8 protein-coding genes are annotated in these 17,046 nt (G+C 72.3%); all 8 read right to left on the bottom strand.

Going from position 1 to position 17,046, the window contains the following annotated elements:
• Positions 1-43: 43 nt before the first annotated feature.
• Positions 44-1,690, bottom strand: coding sequence for a hypothetical protein (locus tag QSK32_RS05530; protein ID WP_285471634.1), 1,647 nt, complete (start codon positions 1,688-1,690; stop codon positions 44-46).
• A gap of 5 nt (positions 1,691-1,695) precedes the next feature.
• The gene (locus QSK32_RS05525) at positions 1,696-2,628 is read right to left on the bottom strand and encodes a sulfotransferase (RefSeq protein ID WP_045745272.1); all 933 of its coding nucleotides are present in this window, start codon (positions 2,626-2,628) and stop codon (positions 1,696-1,698) included.
• Positions 2,628-3,332, bottom strand: coding sequence for an alpha/beta fold hydrolase (locus QSK32_RS05520; RefSeq protein ID WP_045745241.1), 705 nt, complete (start codon positions 3,330-3,332; stop codon positions 2,628-2,630). The genes QSK32_RS05525 and QSK32_RS05520 overlap by 1 nt, the downstream gene beginning before the upstream one ends.
• Positions 3,329-3,604, bottom strand: coding sequence for an acyl carrier protein (locus tag QSK32_RS05515; RefSeq protein WP_211275478.1), 276 nt, complete (start codon positions 3,602-3,604; stop codon positions 3,329-3,331). Before QSK32_RS05515 ends, QSK32_RS05520 begins: the two co-directional genes overlap by 4 nt.
• 11 nt (positions 3,605-3,615) lie before the next feature.
• Positions 3,616-8,277: a type I polyketide synthase gene (locus QSK32_RS05510; protein WP_285471373.1), complete on the bottom strand. Its 4,662-nt coding sequence runs from the start codon at positions 8,275-8,277 to the stop codon at positions 3,616-3,618.
• Positions 8,274-15,164: a type I polyketide synthase gene (locus QSK32_RS05505; protein WP_285471372.1), complete on the bottom strand. Its 6,891-nt coding sequence runs from the start codon at positions 15,162-15,164 to the stop codon at positions 8,274-8,276. Before QSK32_RS05505 ends, QSK32_RS05510 begins: the two co-directional genes overlap by 4 nt.
• Before the next feature lie 509 nt (positions 15,165-15,673).
• Positions 15,674-16,774 (bottom strand): DUF8832 domain-containing protein, encoded by a 1,101-nt coding sequence (locus QSK32_RS05500; protein WP_285471371.1) that lies wholly within the window; start codon positions 16,772-16,774, stop codon positions 15,674-15,676.
• Positions 16,767-16,979: a heavy-metal-associated domain-containing protein gene (locus tag QSK32_RS05495; protein WP_045745244.1), complete on the bottom strand. Its 213-nt coding sequence runs from the start codon at positions 16,977-16,979 to the stop codon at positions 16,767-16,769. The genes QSK32_RS05500 and QSK32_RS05495 overlap by 8 nt, the downstream gene beginning before the upstream one ends.
• Positions 16,980-17,046: the final 67 nt, after the last annotated feature.

Raw genomic sequence — 17,046 nt, 5'->3', positions numbered from 1 at the left:
TTGATTTCGGGCGCCCTGGGCGCCCGAAATCAACACACCGGGGTCAGCGCTTCTTCTTCTTGAGGGAGAGCAGCTCCCAGCCGCCTTCGGGCATGTCGTCGGTGGGGTCGGCGCGCAGGTTCATCGGGTTGGCCATCCCGATGAAGAGCCCGTCACCATCGACGATCATGTTGCGGATGCCGTAGTTGAGGTAGTTGCCCAGCCCGTTGGTGTCGATGGCGGTGGCGGGCTGGTCCGGTGCGGGGAACATCCACAGGTCACCGCCGAACTCGGCCGGGTCGGGCCCGGTGGTGCCGTCCGGGACCAGGTTGTGCACCAGGTAACTCCAGTCCATCGTGCCGACGAAGAGTCTGCCGTCGGTGACCGCCATCCGCCACGTGTAGTTGTTGAACGCGTGACCGAAGCCGGACGTCCCGTACACCGGGGTGTAGTTGGTGGAACCGGCCGACCAGGTGCCGGCCGTCGTGTTGTAGACGGGCAGCTGGGTGGCGCCGTACAGCAGTTGCACCTCCTGCTCGGCGGTGCCCAGGTTGCGCCCCCGGAAGATCGAGATCGCCCGCTGGGTGTACCGCACCTGGAGCTTCTTCGCCTCCTCGGTGGGCTGCGGGAACAGCTTCTGGTGCACCTTCGTGGCCTTGGTCGGGACGTGCATGGTGCCCCAGTACAACCATCCCCCGTACGAGGCGACACCGCCGAGCCCGTAGGTGGCCGCGGTGATCCGGTCCGGCTCGTACGCGCCGACGTTCCACACCTGCGCCCAGCCGGCCGCGTCCTCCGGGTTCAGGCCGGGTGCGCCGTCGGCGAGCGGCGGGCTGATCCAGACGCCGGCCATCTTGGCGGTCGACGTGCCGGAGCCGTCGGCCGGCCAGCTGGTGGCGGCGATCCGCCCGTCGTGCACGGACAGGTCGGCGGCCTGCACGGGCAGGTCACCGACCGAGACGAAGTCGAACGGTGACGACTTCGAGCCGGTCCAGCGGACCACCGCCCCGCCCAGCGCGCCGTTGCGGCCGATGCCCACGCCCAGGTACAGCGCCTTGCCGTGCTGCAGGAAGGTCCGGATGTTGCCGTACTCGTCGTAGGTGTGCGAGCCGAGGAACCGTTTGGTCTTCGCGTCGAACGCGAACATGTTGAGCCGCTGGTCGGTGGTGGGGCCGCCGAGCAGCACCACGTCCTTGAAGTTGCCGGCGGCGCGCAACCCGATGGTGTGTGCCAGCCGGTACGCGTCGTCGGCCGAGGCGCGGGTGATCTCCGACGACTTGTTCACCGACTTCTTCGTCCTCGCGTTGTAGAGCCAGACCTGCGGGGCGCGCATGTCGCCGACGGTCACCGGGATCTCCGGGTCGTTCTTCACGATCTGGCTCTCGCCGTACTCGCAGACCCAGTCCTCGTTGACGACCGGCACGATCACGCCGATGGTGGCTCCGGTGGTCAGGCAGTGCACGTTCGCGCCGGTGCCGAACCAGACGTCGTCGCCGGTCTTGGTCAGGCCCCAGACGTACGCCTGGTTGACCTTGGCCTGTCCCTCGGCGCAGGGCGGCCCGGCCGGATAGACCACGCCGACGCCGTTGAAGCACTCGTCGGCCTTCGCCTTGGCGAGCAGCTTCATGTCGTATCCCGGCTCCGCGGACTGCGCATACGCGGGCGCCGCGGCCGAGGCCACGGCGAGAACCACGCCGGCGGCCAGCGCCATCAGTTTCACCGAGCTGTCTCCATTCGCTTCACACGGGCGGAGACCCGGTCGGCCCATCCGGCCGGGTCGTCGAAGAGCAGGAACTCGCCGACCTCGGTGAGCCGTGCCACCGGGTCGAGGAGGAGGTCCTCGTAGGCGAGGGTGTGCAGCATCGCGGGCGGGGTGTCGGCGAGCGCCTGCTCGGCCTGGCCGCTCATGAACGCGCAGAGGTGCACGTACCGTCCGGGGTCGGTGCCGCGTTCGCGCAGCCGTTCGGCGGTGATCCGCTCCGGCATATAGGGCAGCATCTCGGCCGGCACCTCGTCGCCGGGCCGCACCTGGAACGGGTCGATCCCGTACCGGTTGAGGGCTTCGACCCGCAGCTGCACCATCTGGAACGACGAGTGCCGGCTCATCGACTTCGCGGTGTCCACCCAGTTGCGGGTCAGGTAGACGATCCGCGCCTCCGGGTAGCTGTCCAGCAGCACCTTGGCGATCTGGCTGGACCCGCCGGACCGTTCCACCCAGCGCCGCCGGCCGAGCAGGCCGGCGAGCAGGTCCAGGAAGAGGGCGTGCTGGCGGGCGAGGCTCTGCCGCGGGAAGTCCGGCACCCGGGCGGCCAGCCGGTCGTAGAGCGCGTCCGGGTCGCCGGTCAGCTTGGCCAGGGTGATGCCGAGGATCCGTGGCATGTCCTGGCCGTCGGACACCCACCGGCCGGTCGGCGGGTAGTGCCGGACCTCCTTGGGGGCGAGACCGATCCGGAACAGGGTGGCCACGTCGGCGCGCGGGCTGGCGAGCAGCTCCCAGTACTCCTGGCCGGACATCTCCGCGGTGCTGTCGCGCCACGGCATGGACATGAAGAACTCCTGGGCGGAGAGGGTGTCCGGCTCCTCGTGCACCAGGTCCGACAGCAGCGTGGAGCCGCATCGGCCGTTACTGATGATGATCGATCGCTCCATCACTGTCCTCCATGGAATTCGGTGCGCAGCCAGTCGGTCACCGCGGCCCGTACGTCGTCCGGCCGGTCCACCAGCAGGGTGTGCCGTTCACCGGGGAACACCCGGGTCCGCACCCGGGGCAGCAGCAGCCGCGCCTCCCCGGCCATGTCGTGCACCGGGGACCGTCCGCCGTACAGGCAGAGCACCGGGCAGGCGATCGCGGACAGCGAGGACGGCTCGGGCAGCGTGCTCTCCGGCAGTTCGGTGCGCAGCCCGGTGGCGACCAGGGCCGGCTGCCGGACGCGCAGACGCCGGCGCATCCGGTCGAACCAGTCCACCGTCGGCGGGCTCGACTCGACGGCGACGATCCCGGACACCCGCTCCGGGTGGCGGGCCGCATAGCCGAACGCCACGGTGCCGCCGAACGAGTTGCCGAACAGCAGGACCGGCTCCGGCTCGGGGGCCAGCAACGCCTCCAGGTCGTCGACGAAGTCGGTCAGCGCGTACCCCGCGGGTGGATGTTCGCTGCGGCCGTGACCACGCAGATCCTGGAGCAGAACCCGGAAGCCCTGTTCGACGAGCGGGTTCGCCAGGGTGAAGTACCAGCTGGCCATGGTGTCGGCGGCCAGACCGTGCAGCAGGACCGCGGTGGGCGGCGACAGCACGCCGGGTGGGGTCAGCTCCTGGACGTGCAGCCGGATACCGTTGGCCTCGACGAAGCTCACCGGCTCGCCCCGACGATGTGGTCCACGAGCTGGCCGACCCGCAGCTCGCCGACCGAGGCGACGTCGAGGGTCGCGACGAACCGGGCGAAGTTCACCTCGGTGTAGCGGGCCTGCAGCCGGCCGGCGAGCGCGACGACGTCGATGCTCTCCATGCCGAGGTCGTCGCGGAACGTGCTGGCCGGGGTGATCGGGGTGTCCGGCTCGAGGTCGCCGAGCACGGTGTGCAGGATCCGGGTCACCTCGGCGGTGACCGATGCGGTGTCGACGGGCATGACAGGTCTCCTCATGACGGCTCCGGACCCCAGGTCCAGGCGACGGTGTAGCGGCGCGGGGGCAGATCCGGCGGGTTGCCCACCTCACGGTGGGCGACGGTGTACGTGCGGCCGCCGACCCGCACGGTCAGGCCGTCCACACCGGATCCGGTGACGGCGAAGTCCCGGGGACGGCCGCCCAGCCCGGTGCCCTCGGCCTTGGCCGCGGCCTCCTTCGCCGCCCAGAACCGGGTGAACCAGAGATCCCGGCCGCCGTCCGCGGAGAGCCGCCCGAGCAGGGCGATCTCGGCGTCACCGCAGGCCAGGCGGATGGTGCTGTCGTCGACCGGGGTGATCTCGGCGGCGTCGATGCCGACGCCGGGACCGTCCGGGTCGTCGCCGGGACCGTAGGGGCGGGCGATCGCCACACCCAGATCCGCGCAGTGCGCCAGCGAGACGTCACACGGGCGCAGACCCCGATTCTCGCGTACGGCGACACGCGGCCGCCCGTTCGGTTCGTTGGTGACGGTCAGCTCGATCGGGTACACGTCGGTGTGCCCGGCCTCCCACTGCCGGAACCGCACCGCGTCCTTCACCGCGATCCGTCCGAGCAGCCACTGTTTGCGGGTCGCCGGGGGTTTGCCCTCGTACTCGCGTCCGCCGTCGGCGCCGAGGATGCCGCGGGCCGCCATGCCCCGTGTGACCAGGTCGGTCCAGTACTCGTAGGCGAGCGTCCAGCCCTCCGGCTGCGGCTGCGACATGGCGTGCCGCTGCGGGAAACGCTCGGCGATCCGGGCCGTCGGGTGACTGTCGAACCGGCGGTCCACCACACCCTCGATGACCGCCCAGATCCGGCCACCGGACGACAGCTGGGCGTCGCCGACGATCTGGTCGTGGTCGCAGACCCGGATCCGGGCCACCACGTCCAGGACGGTTCCCGGCGGCGGGAGCGGCCCGGCGAAGCTGACCCGGCCCAGCCGGACCGGCAGGGCGACCGTCCGGTTCGGCTGGGTACTGATGATCCAGTTCCCGATCAGCTGGAGCGCGTTGTCGAGCACCGCGCCGGGCACCGCGGTGGCGGTGACCTGGCCACGGACGTGCCGGTCGCCGAACGCGTGCACGGCGGTGACCGCCTGGAACAGCGGGCCGTGGAACATCAGGCGTTCGGCGTACATCCGCTCGGCGCTGATCGTGGCGGGCCGTTCGGAGGCCGGATCGTGGCGCCAGACGGCGGTGCTCGGCGCCGGATAGTCCGGGGCCAGTTCCACGGTGGACCGGGCGTACGCGCCGAAGACCACATCGACCTCGTTGCGCCCGGACGGCCGGACGGTGATCTCGACGTCCTGGGCGGGCGCGGCGATCAGCCACCGGTTGAAGCGGGCGTCCCGGATGGCGACCGCGCGCATGCCGGGGGCGGCTGCCGCGGCGGCGTCGAGCATGTGCTGAGCGACCGTGGTGGCCGGGACGACCGGCCAGCGGTCCTCGGGTTCCGGCCAGTCGTCGGGGAGGGCGTAGAAGCAGTGGTCCTTCAGATAGGGCATGGCCTGCATGGAGACCGTCAGCACCGATCGCCGTTCGGACGACGAGGCCGGGCGGGCAGGGTTCGCGGGCGGCGTTGCGGGCGGCGTTGCGGCCGGGCTTGCGGCCGGTCTTGCGACCGTTCTTGCGGGCGGGTTCGCGGGCGGGTTCTTCGCCGCGGAGATCATGGTGACCGCGTCGGTGGCCGTCTCCTGGAGGAGTGCGGCCAGCTCGGCCGCGGCACTGGAATGCCCCGCGAGCTGGCGCAACGCACCGAGCATCGTGTCGGTGGCCGCCACTGGGGCCGGCTCTTTCGAGACCGGCTCTTTCGAGACCGGCGCCTTCGAGACCGGCGCCTTCGAGACCGGCGCCTTCGAGACCGGCGCCTTCGAGACCGGCGGCGGCAGAGCCTTGGCCGGCGGCGCCGGGGGCATGGGCGGATGCGGTCGCGGCCGGGAAACCGGCGGAGCCGGCGCAGTGGTCGGATGCGGTCGCGGGCGGGCTGTGCGGGAGATGTTCAGGACCTGGGCGGCGTCCGTACCCAGGGAGAGTTGCGGACCGCCCAGGTCGAGCCGGACCGCCGGGCCGGTCCCGGCCTTCGGCATCGCCACCCGGGCACCGTCCACGGACCGCGCGGGGCCGCTCTCGAGCGGGCCGAAGTCGGGATCGGCGCCCTCCACCCAGAGGGCCGCCGCCACCCGGCGCAACTGGTCCAGGCCGGAACGGCGGGTCACGTTCACCGGCATCGCCAGGTGGTCGCGACCGGCCAGGTTGTCGCTGATCAGCGAGGCCAGCTGACCCGCGCCGACCTGGAGGAACACCCGGAACCCGGCGTCGTACGCGGCCGCGATCGTCTCCCGGAAACGGACCGGAGTGATCATGTGACGGATGAAGGTCTCGCCGACCCGGGCCGGATCGGCGGCCGGGAACGGCGCGGTCAGGGTGGCCGACCAGACCGGCGCGTCCGGTTCGGTGATCTCGAAGCGGCCGAGGGCCTCGCCGATCGCGCGCAGACCCGGCTCGAACGCCGGCGTGTGGAAGGCCGACCGGAACGGCAGCGCCTGGCACATGATCCGGCGGTCGCGCAGGTCCTCGACGAGCCGGTCGACCATGCCGCTCGGCCCGTTGACCACCACCTGGCCGGGCGCGTTGTCGTGGGACAGCACCACGCCCGGATAGTCCGCCAGCACCGGCGCGATGTCGGCGGCGCCCGCGCCCACGGCGGCGAACGCGTGCCCGGCGACCTCGACCGACTGCGCGTCGAAGGCGTGCAGGAACTCGTCCACACCGCGGGCGCTCATCAGGCCGCTGACCCGGGCCGCCGTCCATTCGCCGAGGCTGTGTCCGGCGTACCCGTCAGGTCTGATTCTGATCTGCCGCAACGCGGCGGTGAGCAGCACGCCGGCCTCGACCAGTCCGGTGCCGTGCCGGCCGAGGTCCGCCGAGGACCACTCCCGGTCGGGTAGTCCGAACCGGGCCGCGAGGTCGGCGGTCCGCGGCGCGAACTCGGCCTCGACGCCCGGATAGACGAAGAGCACCCGGCCGCCGCCGGTCAGCAGCGGTCGCGGGGCGAACCAGATGTCGCGCCCGCCACGCCACGGCTCCCCCTTGCGGACCAGGCGCCCGGCCAGGGCCAGTCGCTGTCCGGTCGGGTTCGCCACCGCGACCCGGCAGGGACCGTCGCCACCCGCACGTCCGGCGGCGACCCGGTCCGCCAGCTCGGCGGGGTTCGCGGCGGCCGCCCGCAGGATCCGTTCCGGTTCGCTGACCACCGCCGACCGGGCCGGTGGCGTCCACTGTTCGAGGATCACGTGCGCGTTGATGCCACCGAAGCCGAACGCGTTCACCCCGGCCCGTCGTGGACCGTCCCAGGTCCGGGCCTTGTCGATGGTCGCGAAGCGGGTGTCGGCGAGCTCCCGGCGCGGGTTGTCCACGTGCAGCGTCGGGAGCAGCACCCCGTGGTGCACGGCGAGCGCCGCCTTGATCAGGCCGGCGATCCCGGCGGCCGGCATGGCGTGCCCGATCATCGACTTCACCGAGCCGACCACCGCCCGGGAGCCGCCCCGATGCGGTCCGAAGACGGTGGCCAGCGTGGTCAGCTCGGCCGCGTCCCCGGTCGGGGTGGCCGTGCCGTGTGCCTCGAGCAGGCCGATCGCGTCCGGGGCGGTGGGGTCCAGACCGGCCGCCGCCCAGGCCCGTTCGATCGCGAGCACCTGGCCGGAGGTGGCCGGGTTGAACATGCTCGCCGACCGGCCGTCGCTGGAGACACCGGTCCCGCGGATCACCGCGTAGATCCGGTCGCCGTCGCGTTCGGCGTCGGCCAGCCGTTTGAGCACCACCATGCCGGTGCCCTCACCGATCAGCAGACCGTCGGCGGCCGCGTCGAACGGCCGGATCCGGCCCTGCCGGGACAGCGCCCCGAGCTGCGAGAACACCGACCAGAAGCTGATGTCGTGCACGTGGTGCACACCACCGGCGAGCACCACGTCGAGCTTGCCCGCGGCCAGCTCGGCGATCCCCTGGTCCACGGCGAGCAGCGACGACGCGCAGGCGGCGTCCACCGTGTACGCCGGGCCGCGCAGGTTGAGCCGGTTCGCCACCCGGGACGCGGCCAGGTTGGGCACCAGACCGATCAGGTTCTCCGGCTGGCACGGGCCGAGCTGCTCGTCGAAGCGGCGGCGCACCGCGGCGACCTGGTCGTCGGTGAGGCCGGGGATCAGTTCGCGCAGGATCTGCACCATCTGGGTGGGCAGCCGCACCCGTTGGGCGTGCCGGGCCTGCCCCGGGCTGAGCGTGCCGCCCCGGCCGACGATCACACCGATCCGGTCGCCGGTGGGCATCCGCTCACCGCCTCCGGCGTCCTCGATCGCCGCGGTCGCCACGTCCAGCATGAGCAGCTGGTCGGGCTCGATGTCGTCGACCGAGTTCGGCATGATCCCGTAGCGCAGCGGCTGGAAAGTGGCGAACTCGTCGACGACCCCGCCCCGGTTGCAGTAGAGCCGGTCGGGACGGTCGGCGTTCGGCGGGTCGTAGTACGGTCCGCCCCAGCGTGCCGCCGGGACCTCGGTGATCGCGTCCCGGCCCTCGGTCAGGTTGCGCCAGTAGGTGCCCAGGTCGCCGGCGCCGGGCAGGATCGCGGCCATCCCGACGATCGCGGTCGGTTGCACGGCGCTCACCAGCCCGAGGCGGTGTAGACGACCGAACCGTCGGTGCCGAAGGCGAGCTCGCGCATCAGGGCGAGCGCGCCCTCCTCGGGGTCGATCAGGTCGATGCCGCGGCGGGCGTACTCCTGGGTGAGCTCCGGGGTCACCATCCCGCCGTGTCCGGAACCGGGTGCCCACGGACCCCAGTGGACGGTGAGCAACCGTTGACCGGTCCGTCCGGACCAGCGGGCGCCGAGCGAGTCCAGCGCGTCGTTGGCCGCCGCGTAGTCGCTCTGGCCGCGGTTCCCGTACGCGGCCGCGATGCTGCCGAAGAGCACCACGAACCGGGCCGGCGCGTCCAGCGCGTGCATCGCGTCCAGCACGTTCACGGCGCCGTCCACCTTGACGCCGTAGACCCGGGCGAACGACTCCGGAGCCTTGTCCGCGATCAGCTTGTCCTCGATGATCCCGGCCGCGTGGACGACACCGTCGATCCGGCCGTGCTCGTCGTGGATCTTCTTGATCAGGTCCCGGGTCGCGGACGCGTCCCGGACGTCGACCGCGTGGTAGCGGACCTCGGCGCCGAGGTCGCGCAACTCGGCCATGGTCGTCTCGACCTCGCGGGCGGCCAGGATCGCGCTCGCGGTCCGCTCGATCTCGGCCGGCGAGCGCATCCCCCGCCGGGCCAGGGCGCCTCGCAGCGCCGCTCTGTCCATTCCGGGCGGGAGGTCCGGGTCGGCCGACGACTCCGGGAGCGGGGTCCGCCCGGCCAGCTCGATCCGGCAACGGGCCGACGAGGCCAGCAGCCGGGCGAACCACGGGGTGATCCCGCGGGCGCCGCCGAACAGCACGATCACCGAGTCCGGTTCGAGGCCGATCGCGCGGGCCTCGGCGGTGCCGTCGCCGACCGGCCCGGCGCCGCCGTCGGCGAGCACGCCGAGGCCGCGGGCCGCGAGGTCGTCACGGAACCGGCCGTCCGGGGAGTGCAGGACGATCGGCGCCGGGACGGATTCGCCCAGCTCGGTCATCAGGAGCGGGGCGAGCGCCTCATCGGTGATCTCCGGATCGGCCTCGACGTACCGGGCCACTACCCCCGGGTACTCGCGGGCGATCGTGCGGAACAGGCCGCGGAGTCCGTCGGTGCGCTCCCCGGGGCGGCCGGCGGCGATCAGCCACCGGACCTTCCCGCTGGTCAGTGCCGCCCGCAGCAGGGGGAAGGCGTCCGGGAGCATCGGGGTGCCGGTGGTCAGCAGCCCGTCGAGCAGGATGACGCCGTCGGCGTCGCCCGGGTCGTCGTCGAACGTGGCGGTGGAACCGGTGGCGCCCGCGTCGGCCAGCGCCTGGGTCAGCGGGGCGAGTGCCCCGGTCCCGCCGGTCACCAGGAACGTGGTCCCGGTCAGGTCGGCGGGAGCGCCGGTGGTGCCGGCCGGATGCCAGACCGGCACCAGTCGCTGGGGCGCCTTGCCCAGCCGGGACTCGTCACCCGCGCCGGCCTCCGGCGCGGGCTCAGTAAAATCCGGCGCCCCCACGGCGGCGGCACCGGCAGCGGGGGTGCTGATCCGGTCGGTCAGCCAGTCGGCCATGGCCCGCACGGTCCGGGCCCGGATCAGGTCCTCCAGGTCGGTCTCGCCGCCGTCGCCGGTCAAACCGAGCCGGACGGCCACCTCGCCGGCCACCTCGGCCCGCTTGATCGAGTCGACGCTCAGGTCGGCTTCCAGGTCGAGGTCCAGTTCGATCAGCTCGACCGGGTATCCGGTGCGGTCGCTGATCACCGCGAGGACGGTGCCGTGAACGTCGAATCCGCCGGATCTCTCCGGCACAGGGGTCTCGAGGGAGGGCTGTTCGTAGACCGGCTGTGCGTAGACCGGCTGTTCGTAGACCGGCTGCTGAAGGGCCGGCTGCTGGACCGGTTGCTGGACGACCGGCTGCTGGATCACCGGGGCCGACTGATAGACCGGCGCCGGCGTCTGGCCGAGGAAGGCGAGCATCACATCCCGCTGGGACGTGATCATCTCGCGGGTGGTCCGCAGGTACTCGGCGAGCAGCGCGCCCGGTCCGTCCTGCGTCTGCTGAGGGGCGGTCGTCATGATCAACTCCTGAGTGATGAGCCGGGCAGGGCGGAGCCCACCGGGAAGGCAGGATCCGTCCGGGTCACGGACGAGATGGCCGTCGACGGTCCACATCGGCCGGGTCGCCTTGTCGTCTCCCCGGCCGTCCTCCGAGGATCGGCCGTGGAAGAGCCAGCCGGTGTCCACCGGGACACCGGCGCAGGCCAGTTGGGCCAGCGCGAGCAGGAAAGCGGTGATGCCGTCACCGGACCGGCCGTCGACCGGCACGGCCAGGTGCGGGCGGTCACCGAGCACCGCCCCGACCAGGCCGGTGAGCACCTGACCCGGGCCGGCCTCGACGAAGATCCGGGCGCCGGCGGCGTACATGGCCTCGATCTGGTCGGCGAAGCGGACCGGGGAGGCGACCTGGGCGGCCAGCTCCGCGCGGACCCCGTCAGCGCCGGACGGGTAGGCGTCCGCGGTCCGGTTGGCCCACACCTCACCGGCCGGCGCGACGATCTCCCTGGTCGCGAGCACCGCGGCGAACGTCTCGCTCGCCGCCGCGACCACCGGGCTGTGGAAGGCGCAGGCCACCGGGATGGGCCGCGCGGTCACCCCGGCCGCACCGAGCGCCGCGGAGGCGGATCCGACCGCCGCGCTCGGACCGGAGATCACCACCTGGCCGGGGGCGTTGTGGTTGGCCAGGACGACCGTCCCGGCCAGCCCCGCCGCCGTGAGAACCTCGGTGATCCGTTCCGGGGCGGCGCCGACCGCGGCCATCGTGCCCGGGTCGTCACCGGCGGCGGCGAGGATCGCGGCGGCCCGTTCCCGGCTCAGATCCAGCAGCGTGGCCGGGTCGAACGCGCCGGAGACGCAGAGGGCCACCAGTTCGCCGTAGCTGTGGCCGGCGGTCATGTCCGGGCGTACGCCCACCCGGCGCAGCAGATGGTCGGCGGCGAGACCGCCGATGCCCAGCGCCGGCTGAGCGTTGCGGGTGTCGCGCAGCCGGTCCTTCTGCGCCCGGCCGGTCTCGGTGTCGAAAGCCGCCGGAGGGAAGAGCAGCTCCGCGAACTCCGGCCGGAGATCGAGGTAGTCGCGCAGCTCGGGGAAGGCGACGAACAGGTCGGCCAGCGCACCCGGGCGCTGACTGCCCTGCCCCGGGAAGAGGAACGCCACCCGGCCGGCGTCGTCACCGGACTCCACCGGCTGGACCAGGCCGCGCGCCGGATCGTGCTCGCCCTCCAGCGCCCGGGTCAGCAGCGTGGTCAGCTCGTCCCGGTCGTGGGCGACGATCGCGATCCGGACCGGTCCGGCGCCGGCCTGCGCGGTCCCGGCCAGCTCCCGCAGCGTCGTCCCCGGCTCCCCGAGCAGATCCAGGATCCGGCGCACCCCGCGGTACGCGGCCGTCCGGTCCGCACCCCGGAAACAGAACAGCTCGGCCGGCCAGGCGGTACGCGCGTGCCGCACCCCGGTCGAGGCCGGATGCGCCGCCAGCACCGCGTGATAGTTCGTGCCGCCGAAGCCGAACGCGCTGACGCCGGCCACCCGTTCACCGGCCGGCACGGTCCACGGACGCGCGCCGGTGTGGAAGGCGAACGGGCTGGTCTCCGCCGACCACGCCGGATTCGGGCGGGTCAGGTGGATGGTGGGCGGCTTCACCCCGTGGTGCAGGGCGAGCGCCGCCTTGATCACACCGGCCAGTCCGGCGGCGCACTTGGTGTGCCCGATCTGCGACTTGACCGACCCGAGCGTGCACGACCCGGGTTCCGCGCCCGCCTCGGTGTAGACCCGGGTCAGCGTCTCCAGCTCGGTGCGGTCCCCGACCACGGTGCCGGTGCCGTGCGCCTCGACCAGGCCCACGTCGCGGGGGCTGAGGCCGGCGGAGGCGTACGCCCGGTCGAGCGCCCGCCGCTGCCCCTCGGCCCGCGGGGCGGTCAGTCCGAGCGCCCGCCCGTCGCTCGCCGCGCCCAGGCCCTTGACCACGGCGTACACCCGGTCGCCGTCGCGTTCGGCGTCGGCGAGACGCTTGAGCACCACGGTGGCGACGCCCTCGCCGAGCGCGATCCCGTCGCCGGTGCTGTCGAACGTCCGGCAGCGGCCGGTCGGGGAGAGCGCGTGTGCCGAGGTGAACATCAGGTAGTCGTTGATGCCGTTGTGCAGGTCCGCTCCCCCGCAGACGACCAGGTCGCTGCCGCCGGCGGTGAGTTCCTTGCAGGCGGCGTCCAGGGCGGCCAGCGACGAGGCGCAGGCCGCGTCGACGGTGAAGTTGGGGCCGCCCAGGTCGAGGCGGTTCGCCACCCGGCCGGCGATCACGTTGGCCAGCACGCCGGGGAACGAGTCCTCGGTGATCGCGGGGAGCTGGTCGTCCATCTCGGACGGCAGGTCACCGAGGTAGCCGGGCAGGGTGGTCCGCAGCGTCTTGGCGCCGGCCAGGTCCCCGCCGGCCTCGGCGCCGAACACCACGCCGGTCCGGGAGTGGTCGTGGTCCTCGTACCCGTATCCGGCGTCGGCGAGTGACCGGGCGGCGACCTCCAGGGCCAGCAGCTGGGTGGGGTCGATGCTGGCCAGGGCGGACGGCGGGATGCCGTACCGGATGGCGTCGAAGCGCACCGGGTCGATGAAGCCGCCCCACTTCGACACGGTGATCCGGCCGGCCTGGCCCGGTCCGACTTCGGGGGCGTAGTACGTCCCGATGTCCCAGCGTCCCGTGGGGATCTCGGTGACGGTGTCGACGCCGTCGAGAATCGTCCCCCAATACGCCGATAAATCTCCTGACCCCGGAAAAATGCAGGCCATTCCGATGATCGCGATGTCAAGCGGGCCCGCGGCAGCGGCTGAGGCAGCGGCGGACGCCTCGGCCGCCGGACGGGTGAGCAGCGCGACGGCGCCCGACGTGACCGATGCGTGCAGGTCCGCGATCGTGGTCACATCGTCGCGGAGCACCGCGACCTGACCGGCCATGAACAGTCCCTCGTCGGACTGCCGACTCTCGTCCACCGTGATCAGCTGATCGCCCTGACGGCGCAGGCCCTTGCTGGCCACCCGCAGACGGCCCACGTTCAGCGTCTCCAGCTGCTCCCAGACCTGCCGGTGATCGACACCGGCGTCGGTCAGGCCGTCCCGCAGCGCGTGGAAGTCGTCGACGAACTTGCTGCTCAGGCACCGGGTGGCATGACCGGGCGCGGTCTCCAGCAGCGCGGTTTCCTGAGCCCGGACCGCCTCCTGCTGGAACAGCGGCTGGATCGCCCCGTGCCGCACGGCCTCCTCGGTGAACAGGTAGGCGGTGCCCATCAGCACGCCGATCCGTACCCCGCGGGCGGCGAGCGGCGCGGCGAGCACCGCCACCATCGCGGCCGACCGGGCGTCGTGCACTCCCCCGGCGAAGAAGATCTGGATCTCCTCGCCCTCTTTCCGCGGGTGGCCATCCAGGTGCTCCGCCAGCACGCCGAGCTGCGCCTCCCACAGCGGGAAGCTCGCGCGCGGACCGACGTGACCGCCGCACTCGGCGCCCTCGAAGACGAACCGCCGCGCGCCGGCCTGCAGGAACTGCCGCAACAGGCCCGGCGACGGCACGTGCAGGAAGGTCCGGATGCCCTCCGCCTCAAGCGCCTTCGCCTGCGCCGGCCGGCCACCCGCGATGATCGCGAACGCCGGCCGAACCCGCCGGATGACCTCGATCTGCGCGGATTTGATCTCCTCCGGCGCGAACCCGAGCACGCCGACACCCCAGGGGCGGGTGCCGAGGGCCTCGGCCGCGCCGGTCAGCATCTTCTCGGTGCGGGCCGCGTCGGCCAGGGCCAGCGCCAGGAACGGCAGGCCACCGGCTTCGGCGACGGCTGCCGCGAAGGCCGGCTCGTCACTGACCCGGGTCATCGGCCCCTGCGCCACCGGGAGCTCGATGCCCAGGTCACGGGCGAGCGGACTCCCCGGGGCGAGCAGACCGGCCGCCGTCTCGTCGCTCACCGCTTCGCGGATCGCGCGATGGATCGCCCGGATCGCCGTGCCCATCTCCGGCCATTTTTTCGTGTACGCCGCCGCGAGCGCGCCGTCCTGACCGACTCCGATCATCCCGCCCGTGGTCCGCAGCACGCGCTGCCCGTCCACGGTGGTGACCTCGGTGCCGTCCATCCGGGTGATCAGGGCTCGGGCGTCGCCGGGCAGTTCCGCCTCCGGCATCAGCAGCAGCTGACTGTCCAGCAGGACACCGGCGGCTCCGCCGGTGACCGCGGCCGCGGCCGTCCGCGGGCCGATCCCGCCGGCCGCCCAGACCGGCGGCAACCCCGGCCGGCCCTGGCGTCCCGGCGCCTCGTCCTCGGGCTCGTCCTCGGTGTCCTTCTCCTGCTTGTCGCCCTGTGGCGTGCCCGGACCGTCCTCGGGGCCGTCGGACGCCGTGTCGTCGATCGGGCGGGCGGCCATCAGTTTCTGCAGCAGGACGAAGGTGCTCAGGTCGCTGGACCGGCCGCCGGACTCCATGCCCCGGGCGATCAGGCCGGCGGCTCCGGCAGCGGCGGCGGCGTGCGCCTCACCGACGTCGGTGACCTCGGCCAGCACGTGGTGGTCGCGGGCCAGAGCGGCGACCGGCCAGGGCGAGTCGGCGGGGAGGACGAGCGCCGCCGGGGGCCCGCCCAGCGCGGTCAGCACCTGGTCGAGGGTGGCGGCACAGCCGGCCGGGACGCGGACGCCGATCGGGCCGGCGGCCCGGGCGGCCGCCTGTCTCAGCAGCCGCAGGGTCCAGGACGTGCCACCGCCCAGGTCCACGACGGCCAGGGCGCCGGCGGCGGTGGCGGCCGCCGCGGCGAACGGACTCGGCTCGAGGCCCGTACCGCCGGTGACGACGATGACGAGCTGGCTTTTCGAGGGCGTGGTTCTCATCGGACTCCCGCTCCATCGCGCTATGCATACAGACCTTTCGATCTGACACTCCGTGAAAGTTAGCGACGGTCGGTTACAGATTAGTTAACCAATCTTGATCGACATAGTCCTATTTGGATGGCGACTCGAGGGTTAACCCTTGCGTTTGCCCTGTTCATATCAGCCGAGGCGGCGTTTGCCATACCACGAGGCAAATGAAGTTGACCTATAGGAATTCAAAGAGTAATTGCATTTGTCGTTACTCTTCGCAGTGTTCGCGACGGTACGTGTCGCCTACCCGCTGGTAGCAACGATGATCGCCGAGCACATCCAGTAAACAGATCGTTCTCGATGTCTTGACAGTTGTCACCGCCGTCGACATGACCGATTCGGCATGACTGATCGAGGAAATTCCCGGCCTTGACACGACAAATATGTGCACGTGCACAGCCGGTGCACAGCGACCTCATAGACCTGTGAGAAAGGGGCGACGAACGCCGTCCTCCATCAGCCGGGAAACAGCCTCGCCGTCAGCTGACGACGACGGTCCACGCCGCCGTGGAGACCCGGCCGGCGACCTGGAAGTCGAAGAACATCCGGTACGTGCCGGGGCTCGGCGCGGTCATCCAGAACTTGACCTTGCCGTCCACCAGTTGCGTCTCCGGGTGCACGTGGACGTACCCCAGGTCGCCCTGCCGGATCACCACCAGGTGGCCGAACGCCCCCAGATACGGCTCGACGGTCTCGGGACGGCCCGCCGCGTCCGTGACGGTCATCAGCAGAGGTTGGACGGCGGTGGTCACGGGCGTTCCCTCGTACCCCACGGAATGACCGGAAGTGGCCACCTGCCGGACCGGATCGGGAAGAGTGACCGGCGCATAGCCGCCGGCGACCGTCAGGTCGGTGCCCAGCGTCGTCGCGATCTGGCTGCCGCCGACGAGCGCGGTGAAGTCGGCGACCATCCGGTAGATGCCGGGCTCGGCGAGCGTCAGATCGATGCTCCACGTGCCGTCCGGGGCCATCTCCGGGTGCAGATGCTGAAAACCGGTCAAGTCACGGCGCACCACGATCAGGTGCAACGGTTTGTCGTGCACCACCGAGTACGTGGTCACCGGCGCACCGCCCGGACCGGCGATGGTGAACTCGAGACGCTGCGCCTGCCCGGCGGCGAAGCTGGTGGTGACCGGGGTCAGAGTGAGACCGCTCGCACTCAGCGAGAGCCCGCCGACCGCGGCGCCCGCCGCGGCCCCGGTGACCGGAACGCTCGTGCCGTGCGTGTGCGGCCGGCTCTCGTCGACGACGGTGGCCTGCGGCGCGGGCTGCTGCGCGGCAGGCATGGCGGACGCGGTGGTCCCGTTGTTCAGGCGACCGAGGCCGTAACCGGCGAACAGCACCACGATGAGCAGCGCGCCGAACGCCGCGAACCGGAACCCGGGACCGTCCGGCTGCCGCGGGAGACCGGCGTCCGCCCGCAGTTCCGCCTCGGTGTACATCCGGGCGGCCTTCTCCGGCTCGATGGCGGAGTGCTCCGACTCGATGGCGGGCTGATCCGGATCTGCGGCGGACTGATTCGGATCGGTGGCGGGCCGCCCCGGATCTGCGGTGGGCGTCGTCTCGGTGTGCTCAGGCATCCGCGAGCTCGTAGCCGGCCTCGTCGACCGCCTCCCGGACCGCCTCGGCGTCGAGCGGCGTGTCACTGGTCACGGTGACCCCGCCGGACGGCAGATCCACCAGCACGCCGGCGACGCCCGGCAGCGCCGAGATCTCCGTGGTCACGGCCTGGACGCAGTGCTCGCAGGTCATGCCGGTCACGGTGTAGGTGCTGGTCACAGCCATATCGCCAACCCTTTTCCTCGGCTTACCCCACAGGGTACCGCCGATGTCCCGCGCCGCCGGGAGCCGT

This window comes from Actinoplanes sp. NBRC 101535, from assembly GCF_030269225.1.
GTDB lineage: Bacteria > Actinomycetota > Actinomycetes > Mycobacteriales > Micromonosporaceae > Actinoplanes > Actinoplanes rectilineatus.
This window is presented reverse-complemented; position numbering and strand designations above follow the sequence as displayed.